We start from the raw sequence: 13,169 nt of genomic DNA, 5'->3' as shown, positions 1-13,169 counted from the left end.
CGCCCATGCTGCCCGACCATCGTCCAGGCGCCGAACTGCCCGCCCTCACCGGCGCTCGATGGTGGGCGGCCTTCGCGGTATTCGTATTGCACGCACTGGTATTCCTTCCGGTCTACCCCTTCCAGAAGTCACAGCTGTTCCGCACCATCCACGGCTTCGTTCCGATGCAATTGGGCGCGGCGGGGGTGACCTTCTTCTTCGTGCTGTCCGGCTTCGTCATCTACTGGTCGTGCCGCGACGGTAAGTCGGTGCGGCTGTTCTATCGCCGCCGGATCCTGAAGATCTACCCGACCCACCTGGTCGCCGCAGTGGTATTCGTCGTCGCGGCGGGCGTACCGCTGTCCCGTCCGGTGGTGTGGGCGCCGAACCTTCTGCTGGTGCACACCTGGGTGCCGAAATGGACCACGCTGGGAGGGCTCAATGTGCCGTCCTGGTCGTTGTGTGCGGAACTGCTCTTCTACCTCAGTTTTCCCCTTGTCGCACCGGCTGTTGCCCGGATTCCGCGGCACAGACTGTGGTGGGCGGTGGCGGCGCTGCTCGTCCTGATCCTCGCCTTGCACACCGGCTTCTACCTCTGGGCCGACGGGCCCAAGGGAATCGCCAACACCTTCGCTCCGAGACTGCTCCGGGGTGAGGTCTCCCCCGAGTTCGAAATCCACGCCTCACCACAATGGTTCGCGCAACGCGATATTCCGATACCGCCGTCGTATTGGCTCAGCTACCTTTTCCCGGCATCGCGACTGCCCGAGTTCTACCTGGGAGTCCTCGCCGCTCGCCTGGTCGCCGAAGGGCTGTGGCGCAACACCCGGCTGACCATGCCGCTGACCGCGCTCGCGCTCGGCTACGCCGCCACCTGGTTCGTTCCGGTGAACTACAAGATGTCGGCGCTGCTGGTGGGTCCGATGGCGGCGGTGGTGGCCACCCTGGCCGCCCGCGACCTCGCGGGCGTCTGCGGTCTCAACGCCCGCCGCCCACTGATCTGGCTCGGTGACATCTCCTACGCGTTCTACATGATCCAGTTCCCGGTCATGGTGATCATCACCCGGCTGTTCATCGGCGGCCGGCGATACTCGATCGGCGGCTGGGCGATGTGGGCGACGGTCACACTCGTGGCATCCATCCTTGCCGCGGCAACCATCTATCACGGCATCGACAAGCCGATCATGAACCGTTTCGCCGGACGTTCGGCCCGCGAGCGCAGACGCTCGGCCACCGCGACTCCGAGTCATCCACCGATCAGCGTGCGGACGAAGCCGTAGGCGATCTCGTTCGCGGGCCGTCCCCCGGCGGGCCCGTCGCGCAACGTGCACAGCACGATGATGGTGATGTCCGTGACAGGGTCGTAGCCCATGAACGTCTGAAAACCCGGAATGGCCCCGTCGTGGCCCATCATCGGCCCGAACGACTCCAGCCCGAGACCGTAATGGATGCCCGCCGGATCGCTCCGGTTCAGCGGAGCCGCACTGTCGAGGCGCTGTCGCTGGAGCGGGGACCCGAGTAATTCGTCGCCGCCGACCAGCTTCCGGACGTAGGCGGCCAGGTCTTCCGCGGTCGAGATCGCCGCTCCCGCGGCCCCGATCCACGAAGGATCGAGATTCGTCACATCGGTCGGCAGCAAGGTGCCCGCTCGGGCCGCCAGGACTTCGTCGTCCGGCAACCGCGGCGACGCGAGCGCCTCCACGTTGGTGCCGTACAGGTATCCATGGGGTGACGGCGCGGGCAGGGACGCGTCACCGGGCGCCGGAAAGGACGTCTTCGCCAAACCGAGCGGGCGGAAGATCCGATCCATCAGCAACGAGCGGATATCCTCCCCGGTGATCTGCTCGAGCAGCGAGGCCAACAGGATCGTATTCGTATTCGAATAGCGGAATTCCGCGTCGGGTTCGAAATACGGCGGCGACGAGAAACCCAGCCGCAAGAGCTCTTCGGGCCGCCATGCGCGCCCGGGATCCTCGTCCATCGCTCGCGCGAGCCGCGGCGCCTCGTTGTAGCTGAACAACCCGCTGCGCATGTTCAGCAGCTCGGTGATCGTGATCTGCGCGCCGTTCGGAACGCCCGGCCGGTACTTCGACACCGGATCGTCCAGTGCCAGCTTGCCTTCCCGGACCAGTTGCAGTGCGACGGTGCCGACCATCGTCTTCGTAGTCGAACCGACCCGGAAGAAATCGTCCACCGTGATCGGGTCGTCCTGCCCGACGGTCCGCGTCCCGAATGCCTGACGCCAGACGGTGTCCGGTGTGCGCACGTAGACCACCGCGCCGGGAACGAGCATCGAATCGAGAACGCCGCGCACGATCGGCTCCAGCCTCCGGCCGAGGGCAGTCGATTCATTCGGTTCCGCGGGCAACTCGTGCGTGCCCGACTCGGTTCCGCTGCCCGCGACGACAACGGCCGCGTACGCGACGACCACTGCCACACCGAGCCGTGACCAGCGCGTTCTCCCCTTGTGGATGGTGGGTATCGGCATCAGTCACCGATCACGGACAGTGTGCCGTCGGTGAAATTCGTGACATAGACGTTTCTGCCGGCGGGATCGACGACGACACCGTGCGGGCGGGCCCCGACCCGGATCGAATTGCCTGCCTTGCCGGTCCGGGTGTCGATCGAAGAAATGGTGTTGCCGGTGCGCGCGTCATCGAGACCGTGGTTGGTGACGTACACCGTCCGCCCGGGTTGATCCACCGCCACACCGACCGGGCCGAGCCCGACGCGCAGCGTCGCGGTGACCGCGCGGGTTCGGATGTCGATCACCGAGACGGTGCCGTCGGCGTGATTGGTGACGTACGCGGTTCGCGTATCGGCGTCGATCGCCACACCCCACGGCTGGTTACCGACATTGATGGTGGCGACCACGGCCGACGCGACGGGGTCGATGACCGACACCGTGTGATCGACTGCGCCGGGCGGGCCCGCGTTGGCGACGAAGGCGCCGCGCGTACCGGGATCCACGGCCACGCCATAGGGATGGCTGCCGACCGGGATCGTCGCGGTGACCACCCTGGATCCGGTGTCGATCACCGACACCGTGTTCGCCTCGAAGTTCGTGACGAAGGCGGTGTGCGCGGCGGAGTCGACGGCGATGCCGTACGGCCCCGCCCCGACCGCGATACTTCCGACCACTGCCCGGCTACGCGTATTGATCAGCGATACCGAGCCGCTTCCGGCATTGGTGACATAGGCGATGCCCGCTGCCGCGTCGATCGCGACCGCGGCCGGTTTCACCATGCCCGGCGCGGTGACCGACGCGACGGCGGACGTCCGGGGGTTGATCACCGAGACCGAGTTGCCCGCGCTGTTGGTGACGAACACGCTGTCGGTGTTCGGATCGACCGCGACGCCCCACGGTTGCGCCCCCACCGCGATCGTCGAAGTCACCGTCGCCGGGATCGCCGCCGCGCCCGCCGCCCGAGCGCCTGCCGGGCCGGGATTGTTGCCGCCCGAGGTCTTGCTGGTCAGCAAGCCCACGATGACGAGAAGGACGGCTATCCCGGCGATCACTTTCACGCGCGTCGAAACGCGCTGGTAGAACGGGCGGCGGCGAGCGGGCCGAGGCGGAGCCACCGGCGCGGTCGGTAGCACCGGCGCACCGGCCGCGCCGGTGGGGGCCGGGCCGCGCCATGGTGGTGTGCGCGTTGTTCGTGGTGGTGGTGCGGGCGTTCGGGTCGTCGCGTTGGTGGCCGCGTCGGTGAGCGCCGGAAGCCAGTCCGCCGGGCGGGGCCGCTGCCCCGGCGTGGCGGACAAGGCCGCGTCGACCAGCACCCGGACCGCACTCGGTGCGGCGGCGGGCAACCGGTGCGGATCGCGGGTGCTCTGGTCTCCGGCCAGCAGCCGCAGGACGAGCAATCCGAGCTTGTAGGCATCCGATTGGGCGGTTGCCAGTTCCTCGCCTGGATTGATCACCCGGACCTCCCAGTCCGGAGTCTCGACCTGCACGGACACCGACCGGGAACGCAGTCGCATGGCGTCGCAGTCGATGAAGTACACCTTCCGGTCCGGCTGCAACGAGAACAGCAGGTTCTTCGGCGACAAGTCACCGACCGCGATGTGGTGGCGATGCAGAATGGTCAGCGCCTCGGCGGCGTCCGCCAGCAATTCGTAACGGTGCCGTTCGGTCAAGGGGATGCCCCGCCTCGCGAGGAAGGTGTCACCGTTGAGCAGGTGCTGGAATTCCGCGGTCTTCGACTGCACCGCCGAGGACATGGTCATCTTGATGAAGAACTCGTCCGGGATCGCGGGCATCACGAACCCGGTGACCTGAATGGAGTTGTCCGCCTCCACGAGCCGGCACGGCCACGCCACCCGGGAGAGCAGATCCATGCCCTCGGCGAAGGGCAGCGATTCCAGGTAGGCAGGCATCTCGTCCAGCACGTCGACCGAGACGCTGGGCAGCACAGCGGCTTTGTACTCCTTGTACACCACCGCCTTCGCGTATTTCATCCGCGCACCGGGGGCGCTGTAGACCACCCCCTGACCACCGGAAGCCAGTTTGGTCAAAGGGCCCAGCTGACCGACCTTCACTCGCTGCTGTGTCACTGCCCGTCCCGTCAGTTCTCCCTCGGCCAGATGGCCACCAATGTGCGGTCGTCGTCGAAGGTCTCCCGCGAGAAATCCAGGGCGTGCGCGAATTCCAGCTGTGAAGGCACTCGACCGGTGAGCACCGAGGCGAACAACGCGCCGACGTCGCCGTCGCCGCTCCCGAGCGGATCCCCGAATCCGTCGGTCCCCACCAGCAACACCTGGCCCGGCTCGACGATCACCGAGATGGGCTCGACTTCGTTCGGAACCCTGGGCAGCCCGCTCACCGCGGATGACGTCAACCCGGAGCCGGAAGCCGGCTTACCGCCGAGCACCGGAATGAAACTCGCGCCCGAGAGCAACCACACACCGGAGTCGCCGACCCCTGCCAGCGTCGCCGACAGCCCGCCGTCGGCGTGCTGCTCGCACACCACACACGTCAGCGTCGTCGCCAGCGCTTGCTCGGCTTGCTCGGCATCCGCTTGCGGCAGCGACAGGACGGCCGCGGCCCGCTCGGTCAACATCCACGCGGTGTTCTGGAACAGCGAGTGCCAGCCGATGTCGCCGAGTTCCTGCGCGGGCTGCTCTTCCAGCCACTGCGTGGCGTAGCGCACGGCGGTGGTCGAGCCGATGTGCGAATGCCGCGCCGCCGACACTCCGTCGGCTACGGCCACGATCAGTCGTTCCCGATCCGGCGCGGCAGTGACGGCGAAATCGTCCTGGCGCGGAGCACCGTTGTACCGGTGCAGGTATCCGCGCACCGATGCCGCGCGGATCGTGAACGGCCCGCGCGACCATCCGTCGATCATGGTGTCCGCGCGGTACGGCGTCCTGCCGTATTCGTCGCCGACGGCTTTCGGCTCGAACGCCGGTGTGGGATCACCGACGACGATCGGCGCACTCGACAACCGGCTGGGTAGGGCCGCGGCGATTTGCTCACTTGCGGGTTCCGGATTCGCGACATCCACCGGGTCCGCCGGCGCGGAGTCGTCCGGCACTTGCTTGTCTCGCTTGCTCAGAAAGCGCATCACACCGTGTCCACCGCGAGCGAGACGAAGTTGTCCGGCTTCTCCACCTGAAGCGTCGCCTGGCCGGTCGCCAACGCCTGACCCGAATTGATCACCGATTGCGTCAGCGCGGTGATGAATTTCGAGATCGCTACGCCTGTGTCGGTCCCGGCGGCGGTGATGAACGCGTAGTTCGGGCTCGTGGCGACCCGCCTGATAACGTTGGCGTCGGCCTGACCGATGCCGAACGCGAGAATGTTGGGACGCGCCGCGAAACTTGTCAAACGCGCGTGTTCGCTCTCCCAGCCGTCTCCCGGATTCGGCGCACCGTCAGTGAGGAAGAACACCGCAGGCCGGTTCACCATATAGCCGTCGGATTTCAGCGCGGCGATATCGCGCGGTATCCGATCGGTCAGTTCGGCGAATGCCGCGGCGAACGACGTCGAACCACGAGCCCGCAGTTCCGGCATGGCGTCCAGATGCCGCAGATCGGTGGGCTCCAGATAGCAGACCGCGGTGTCGGAGAACCCCAGCACACAGAAACGTACCTTCGCCGCGGCCATGGATTCACCCTGCAAGGTGTCGAGCAGGCTGGTCAGGCCCGTGTTCAGATCCGCTACGTCGTCGACCATCGAATATGATTCGTCCGCGACGAAATACACCGGAAGAATCGTCGCCTTCGGTTCACTCATTAGGTGCCACTCCCTTTCACCTGCCACCCGGGCGTGCCAATGCTACCTTTTCCCAGGAGAATTCACTGTCGGCCGTTCAACCGACAAACACGTTCGGCGTCGCCGATTTTCCGTACGCGTCGCCGATCGTCACGGGTCGAGCCATCCGAAGAGAATCAGCACCACGACTGCGACGGCTATACCGATACCACCGATCCCCATGACGATGTCGCTATTCGTGAGATACCCGATCGCCAGCGCGAGCAGGCCGATACCACCGGCATAGGAAATAATGATGTGCCCGTACTCGGCCAGCACCAGAAATGCGACGAGTGCGACAACGCCCAGGAGTAATACGATTCCGATGACGGTGGCGATGGAGACCAACGTTCCCAGCCGATCCCCGAACGAGGCATCGGCGATCCACACGGTATGCACGGCTCGGCCGTAGCGTCCACCGATCATTTCGCACGTCACCGGTCGCGCAGGGCGGAGACGGTGAGGAGGACCAGAGACAACCCGACGGCCACGGCGATACTCCAAGCGAAGGCGGTCGTGCTCGGATCGGTGAGCACAGCGGCACCGCTGAAGGTGACGGCGAAGGGTAGGAGCAGAAACGAGATGACAGCGATGGTGGTCTGATTGCGGCGATCGCGGTCCTCGGACACCCGATGACGCTCCTCGCTGCGGCGCCTGCGTGCCTGCGCTTCGGCGATCGCCTCGTCGTCCAGTCGAGCGCGACGGGCTTGCAGATACCGCGAGATGTCGTCCAGGTCCGCCACGACCTGTGCGTAGAGGTCGGTCATCCGATGCTGGTTCTGGAAGGCGCGCAGCACGTCCGCGACCTGCGCCCCACGCTCGGAGATGTTGTTCCACCACAGCTTCGCGCGGGTGTCGAGGATCTCGGCTTCCAGCGACTCGACCGGCCCCGCGCCGGTGCGGTCGACCCGGATGTCCGCGATCCGATCCGCGATGCGGTGCAGGGCGTTCAGTTGCAGCAAGCCGAGCAGAACGGCGTCCACGTGGATCGACCGCACGTAAGCGCGTGCGACGGTGTGGAATTCGGTGGCGTCGGTCGATGTCAGTGCCGTGTAGGCCACGCCGTCGCGCAGCACCAACGCGCGCCAATCCCCCGACAGATGGACGACGCCGGCGAAGATCCGGGGATCGCCGGGGTCGGGCAGGCCGTCCGCCACCGACGTGCCAGACGCCAGAAACCACTGCCATCGCTGCACCGTGGACCAGGAACCGAGTGCCGTCGGCTCGGAAATCGGCTCCGGCATCGACTCGTTCGTCCAGCGGAGGTGGGTGACGACGCGAGGCCTCCCGGACTCGAACGATACGTCGTCGACAAGGCCGGACAACCATCGGCGGCCCTCCCCCCGCACCTCGGTGAGTTCGGACAACACATCGACCGGCTGCTTCGACAGCTCCACATGCGCGACGGCGTAACCGCCTTCTTCGTCCAACAGCAATTCCCAGCCGTGGACGATCGCACCCCGCCGGTCCGGCGGCTCACCGGTCGTCCGTCTGTGCCAACGGCCGGTGGCCGCCATCGAGTCCGCCGCGCCGTACAGCGCGTCGTGCACGCGGGCCGAGAAGTACGCGGTCCGGGCGTTTCGGTCGGCGACCATCGCTTCACCCCCGCGGCCGACCGCAGCACCGGCCCTCGGGATCGGCACCGGGAGGGGGCCCGGGAACCAGCCACAGGCCGATGGCACTCGATCGGCCTTCCAGCGCACCCGAAAGATCAGGCACGCGAATACGTCAGCGGCCACGATTTCTCCTGCGTCCAGTGGTCACGGGCCTAGTAGCCTTCGATGGAGAACGCGTCGGCATACTGCTCGGCTCGCGCGGACAGCGGTGCGTTCTCGAGCACGATCTTGACCTCGCGCAGCACGTCTACGACACCGGCCAGCAAACCGACCTGCAACTTCGTCCACGAGTCGGCGTCGTCGTCGGCGAGGACCTTCCGTCCGGTCAACTTGAGGCAGACCGCACCGAGCAATTCGGCATCACGACTCTCGATGAACGCGTGCCCGTCGCTGTTGCGGAACCGCCGGACCGCGTCCATCCGCCAATCCCGGATCTTCTCGTAGACGCCGTCGACGCCGTACCGGTCCTTGGGCTCCTTGGGCTGCTCGCCTTTGAGCCGCCGGTCCAACGTCTCACCGAACGCCTGATGACAATCCATGATCCATGACGTGAAATCGCGCGCACCGTGCAGCGGACGTCCGAGATCGAGCAGTTTGCTGTGGTGCACCTGGCCGAACAGATCGCTTTCACCGCATCGGCGCGAGAGGTCGTTCAACTGGGTCCGCAAGTCCAGCAGCTCCTCGGAAAGATCCCCGAGTCTCCGCCGCACTTCGCGGTCGACGCGGCGACCCGCGGGATGGAGCGTGTCGATCGTCGACTGCAGCCTGGCGCCGCCGGGACCGGACGGTTTGCCGACATGATGCGCGACACCGGTGCCCAGATCCGCGAAATAGCTGTGCAGTACGTCCACCCCGCCGGTCCGGCTCGGATCGCCACCACCCACCCGCACCAGTTCCCGCAGCAACGCGTGGTTCGGGATCACACTGATATGCGGATCACGCTCGCCCGGTGGACGATTCGTCTGCCACCAGCGCATGAACGTGTCGCGATCGCCGATTCCGACGGCATGGAGGTTGATGCTCAGGAATTCGTGCAGTTCCTCCATCAGCGACACGGGATCGGCGATCGCGACCACGGCCTCGCCCGCGGTTTCCTCGCCCTTCTCCTTCCAGTCGGCTCCGTCACTGACCAGAACGATCAATCGGTCGTTACCCGGCACACCGTGGCGGTGCAGCAGGTCGGACGCGAAATGCAGGGCCTGTCCGATGTCGGTCGCCGCGTTCTCCGGCCGCAGCAGGCCGATGGCGCCCTGGAAGTCCCGCAGTGTCCGCTCGTCGTCGGGGCCCTGGATCTCGGCCATCGAGCCCGACCTCGGGAAGACGCACATCGACGTGGTGGTGAACTTCACCAACGCGATACGGGCCACCCGCCCGGTCACGTGCCTGCGGATCTCGACCATATCCATGAGCGAGCGCTTCAGGGCATCCATCCGCGATATGTAGGCGGATCTGCGGCGCGATCCGAGACGGACGACGTCGGCGCGGTCCTCGATGTCGTCCCAGCTCATCGAACCGCTGCAATCGGCGAGGATCACGATGTCGACCCCATTGCGATTGCCGGCCAGGAACACGTCCATTTCGGTCTCGGCGTCGATGTAGCAGAGGTCCGTCCGCTCCCGCCCGGAGCGGTCGAAGACCTGGCGCACCCGGAAGGACTCCCCGTCGGCGTATACCCACGAGTCGCCTCCGCCGAGATGAACTTGCTGGCCCACGATGCCCTTCGCGTTCCGCAACTGCTGGCAGACCTCGTCCAGACGGTTCTCGGTGAGCGGTTCCAGGACGATCCGCGCAGCCGGATCGCACGCCATCGCGCTCAAGCGCCAACCGTGCTCGTCGATCACGCCCAGCCGCAGCTCGTCCACCAGATCCGTGCTGACGACGACGGATCCCTCCGCGACCGACGGCGAGGCGACGATCCGCACCGGTGCCCGCCGCGACGAGTCGGCGCCCACCTCGAAGAGACCGACCCGTGCGGTTTCGACCCGGCCGGACGTACCCTGACGATCCTCGGCGCTTACGGCGACGATATTCGCGGTGACCAGCCCATTTCCCTTGGCGACCTGCAACGTGTGCCGCCTGCTGTCCCATTCGGTCGATGTCATTTCCGCTCCACTTCGACCCTGACCCCCAGGTCGTTCGACGCCGCTCGCTTCTCCGCGCCGCCGCGTCCGATGAATCTGCCCATGTATTCCGGCTCGACGTCGACGAACAGCAGGTTGGACCGAGGCCGGTAGTCCGCGAAGCTGATGTGGTTCGCCACCTCGGCGCGGCCGCGGGCCCGCAACCAAGCGGTGAGTTTGTCGAAGAGTTCGCGACCGCGTTCCTCGTCTGTTTCGAAAACGGCCACGTCCTGCTTGCGTATCTTCTCGTGCTCCTGCAACAGACGGCGCACAGCGTTGTCGGTGCGGCTGTCGTGCTGCAGCTCACCGAACATCCGGTCGATGGAAACCATGTCCAGCTTGCGTGAACGAGAATTGATGAAGATATGCCGGACGATCGTCAGCCGAGGCAGCCCGACCAACCTGCGCCTCGCCTCGGAGCGCTGACCGCGCCGCCGATTCGCGGTTCCCGCCACGATCTGGAAGACGATCTGGCTGTCCTCCAGCGACTTCAGCCGCCGCGCGTGATCCGGGCACAGCCCGAGCCCTCGTTTATGTGGTCCGAAGATCTGCCAGCGATACGCGTGCCTGGCGCATGCCGCGTTTCCGCAAGTCGCGCGCTTGCCATCGACGACGAACTCGCAAGCGATGCTTCCGGTCGAATTGCATCCCGGGCCGGCGCATTCCGGGAATTCCTTTCGATAGCAATCGGGGCAGTACGACATGTCGGCGCCGCCGGGGTGCCCGACCCGGTGCCGGTCGCAGAACGCGTTGCGTCCCCGGCATATCTCCCCGTTGCACCAGAACGTGGCCGCCGCCCCGCACGCGCAGCCGGGCCGGTGGCGCGCACAGGTCGCGGTCATCCGACCTTCGATGACGACGGCGTGCTCGTCGCACACACGTCCCGGCCGATCCTCTCGGCCGCACCCGGTGCACAGAAAGGGCCCGTAGGTGACCTTGCCTTCCGCCGAGCAGGTCGTGCACTTGTGCCGGACCATGGCCGGCTCCAGGACGCCCCGGATGGAGAAGGCCGTGGTGTCGTCGACCCGTTCCGGAGCGCGCAGCCGATCCTGTATCCACAGGACGCATGTCCGGTTGTCCCGCAGCGGGACAACGACCCTCTCGGCGTCGCGAAGACTGGCGCCGTTCAGATGCTGTTCGATCTGCGCCCACAGCGCCCGCAACTCGGCCGCGTCGGTGGGCGGATTGCTCGTCTGCCGGATATCCAGCACGACATTGACAGGCTGATTCACGACCGCGCCCCTTCGGTGGAGCCCAAGATGATCATCTCGATGCTGGCGCGGCGGTCGGATCTGCGTGCGTAGGTTTGGTTGGTGATCAATCCGGCACACGCTCCCCTCGGCAGTCTGCGTGCCAGATCCATCAGCGCGTCCACCGCGGATTTCCGTTCGGCCTCGGCCACATCGAGACGCACGCAAACCCGGTTGTTCCGCGACAACCGGCTGCCCAGCTCGTCCGGCACGCCATCGCCGAGTTCCTCCGGCGCGCTCAGTTCGAGCACCGTGGCGTTCGGCTGCCGCAGCACGCGGCGAATCTCCTTGCTGCGACCGAGGCGCGACAGCGCCGGAGCCAGATTGCGCGGCGGGCGACCAGCCAGCAGAGCGCGCAGCCGTTCATCCATGTCACGCTGCTCGGTCAACTGGTCCAACTCGCGGATGATCTCGTCGTCCGACCGGCGCTGACGAGCGGGGCGAGCCTGCCCCCTGTGCCCGTTCGGCGTCGAACGTCGCGGCCGGGCCGTCAGCTTGGTTCGCCAGGCCGCCTCCAAGGTTCCCATGCTGCCCGGAGCGACTCGCCTGTTGTGCCTGGTCAGCTGGTCGTCCGCGAGCGTCGCCCGGTCCCGCAGCAGTGCCGCGATCTGCTCGACTCCGAATGTTTGCTGCCGGCTCCAGACGGCCAGCAAGTCGTTCTCGGTCTGGGCGTATTCCGGGTGCAGCTTCGCGAGTTCCGGAGCGGAGAGCAAGGGCAGGATCTCGCGCGGCTCGATCTGCATCGCGCGCAGTTCGGCATCGAGGTCGTCGAGCAGATCGGACACCGACTCGGCCGCCGAGCGGCGGACGGTCGCCTGTTCCCGCGCCTTCCGCGGGTCGTCCGCCTCACGCTCGAACTCCCCGCCCATGCCCCTGGCGATGGCGTTCGATCGATTCCTATCGAGCATCCGTTGCGGAACGGCGGGCATACGCCGGCCGTCGCGCTCCATCATCCGCGCACGTACCGCGAGTGCTTGCAGCACGACCGCCTGCGCGACGGCCGAACTCGGGAAGATCTGCGCGTCGAGGCATCGAACGCTGACATTCGGGATCGCCAATTCCGTGTCACCGACCGGATTCACATCCATCACCGCGAAGCCCGATACGCGGTCGTCGCGGCGCAACGCCTGCTCCACCCGCCGCAGGTGCCGGACGGACGCTGACGCGATATAGCGAGTGGAGACTTGGTCTTTCGATTCCGCCAGACGTAGCGAACCACGCCCGTTGACGCGGCCCGCGACGAACAGCGCGCGCCCGCTGAGCGCGACGAGTTCGGGGACGTAGCGCCGGATCAGGTTGCTGAGAATCTCCCGCTGCAAGTCGTCGGCGACTTCGACGGAATGCCCGTCCTCGCACAGCCGACGATGCGACGGGCCGCCCCAGGAGATGCCCGACGGCAACAGCGTCCCACCGGCCTGCCGCACCTGTTCCGCGGCGGCGGACACGACGTCGGCCAATGCGCCGACGAGCGCGGAGCGCTGCGCGGGATCGCTGATCCACACCGGTCCGGTATCGATCCACAGACAGCCCGGCCGGTTCGCATTGAAACACACTCGCGGAAACCCCCCGCCAGAACCGGACAACGCGCTGGATGACCGTTGCAACTTTCGATGCATTTCGTCGATATCGTCTGCGACGATTACGTAGCCCTTCAGAATTCGATGCCGTAATGGAGCATTTCTGTAGGCGCTTACGAGCACAATATATACCTCATCACCCCGGCGGCGATGCGAACGTTCACGTCCCGTCGCCGATCATACTTCCGATAATGTTACCGCTGAGCTACTCGGAGGGAGGCGCCTGCGAGGAGTCATATATCGCCGACTTCGACGCGTATCGAGCAATATCTTGCCGAGTCCGTGCAATTCCCGGCAGAATCCCGACCGGCGTCAGCAGCGTCATACCCGAACACCCACACCCGGATCCCGGGCGGGCGCGAACGGTCCCGCCG

Annotated in this window: 10 protein-coding genes; 1 reads left to right on the top strand and 9 read right to left on the bottom strand. The window is 66.4% G+C overall.

The genetic code is table 11. The features are described 5' to 3' along the window. The first annotated feature begins 5 nt into the window (after nucleotides 1–5). Nucleotides 6–1,259: an acyltransferase gene (locus tag ABZ803_RS15155; RefSeq protein ID WP_357037520.1), complete on the top strand. Its 1,254-nt coding sequence runs from the start codon at nucleotides 6–8 to the stop codon at nucleotides 1,257–1,259. On the opposite strand, the gene ABZ803_RS15150 is transcribed toward ABZ803_RS15155, so the two are convergent. From ABZ803_RS15150 to ABZ803_RS15110, 9 genes are all read right to left on the bottom strand, one after another. Continuing rightward, complete coding sequence (locus ABZ803_RS15150; protein ID WP_357037517.1) at nucleotides 1,226–2,467, bottom strand: serine hydrolase domain-containing protein; 1,242 nt, start codon at nucleotides 2,465–2,467, stop codon at nucleotides 1,226–1,228. The two genes, ABZ803_RS15155 and ABZ803_RS15150, sit on opposite strands and share 34 nt — an antisense overlap. After that, on the bottom strand, nucleotides 2,467–4,533 hold the full coding sequence (locus ABZ803_RS15145) for a hypothetical protein (RefSeq protein WP_357037514.1): 2,067 nt from the start codon (nucleotides 4,531–4,533) through the stop codon (nucleotides 2,467–2,469). Before ABZ803_RS15145 ends, ABZ803_RS15150 begins: the two co-directional genes overlap by 1 nt. A gap of 11 nt (nucleotides 4,534–4,544) precedes the next feature. Then, complete coding sequence (locus ABZ803_RS15140) at nucleotides 4,545–5,543, bottom strand: protein phosphatase 2C domain-containing protein (RefSeq protein ID WP_357037511.1); 999 nt, start codon at nucleotides 5,541–5,543, stop codon at nucleotides 4,545–4,547. Then, nucleotides 5,543–6,214, bottom strand: a complete 672-nt coding sequence (locus ABZ803_RS15135; RefSeq protein ID WP_357037508.1) for a hypothetical protein — start codon at nucleotides 6,212–6,214, stop codon at nucleotides 5,543–5,545. The genes ABZ803_RS15140 and ABZ803_RS15135 overlap by 1 nt, the downstream gene beginning before the upstream one ends. A gap of 129 nt (nucleotides 6,215–6,343) precedes the next feature. Beyond that, nucleotides 6,344–6,658 (bottom strand): hypothetical protein, encoded by a 315-nt coding sequence (locus ABZ803_RS15130; RefSeq protein WP_357037505.1) that lies wholly within the window; start codon nucleotides 6,656–6,658, stop codon nucleotides 6,344–6,346. Between the two features lie 8 nt (nucleotides 6,659–6,666). Next, complete coding sequence (locus ABZ803_RS15125; RefSeq protein ID WP_357037502.1) at nucleotides 6,667–7,827, bottom strand: hypothetical protein; 1,161 nt, start codon at nucleotides 7,825–7,827, stop codon at nucleotides 6,667–6,669. 173 nt (nucleotides 7,828–8,000) lie between these two features. Beyond that, nucleotides 8,001–9,950, bottom strand: a complete 1,950-nt coding sequence (locus ABZ803_RS15120; RefSeq protein WP_357037499.1) for a vWA domain-containing protein — start codon at nucleotides 9,948–9,950, stop codon at nucleotides 8,001–8,003. Next, nucleotides 9,947–11,299, bottom strand: a complete 1,353-nt coding sequence (locus ABZ803_RS15115; protein ID WP_357037496.1) for a KH domain-containing protein — start codon at nucleotides 11,297–11,299, stop codon at nucleotides 9,947–9,949. Before ABZ803_RS15115 ends, ABZ803_RS15120 begins: the two co-directional genes overlap by 4 nt. Continuing rightward, nucleotides 11,197–12,771, bottom strand: a complete 1,575-nt coding sequence (locus ABZ803_RS15110) for a hypothetical protein (protein WP_357037493.1) — start codon at nucleotides 12,769–12,771, stop codon at nucleotides 11,197–11,199. Before ABZ803_RS15110 ends, ABZ803_RS15115 begins: the two co-directional genes overlap by 103 nt. Between the last annotated feature and the right edge of the window lie 398 nt (nucleotides 12,772–13,169).

The sequence above is a fragment of the Nocardia sp. NPDC047648 genome (assembly GCF_040642815.1).
In the GTDB taxonomy this organism is placed as follows: domain Bacteria; phylum Actinomycetota; class Actinomycetes; order Mycobacteriales; family Mycobacteriaceae; genus Nocardia; species Nocardia gamkensis.
Note: the sequence above shows the minus strand (reverse complement) of the source record. Positions and strands in the feature narration are given on the sequence as shown.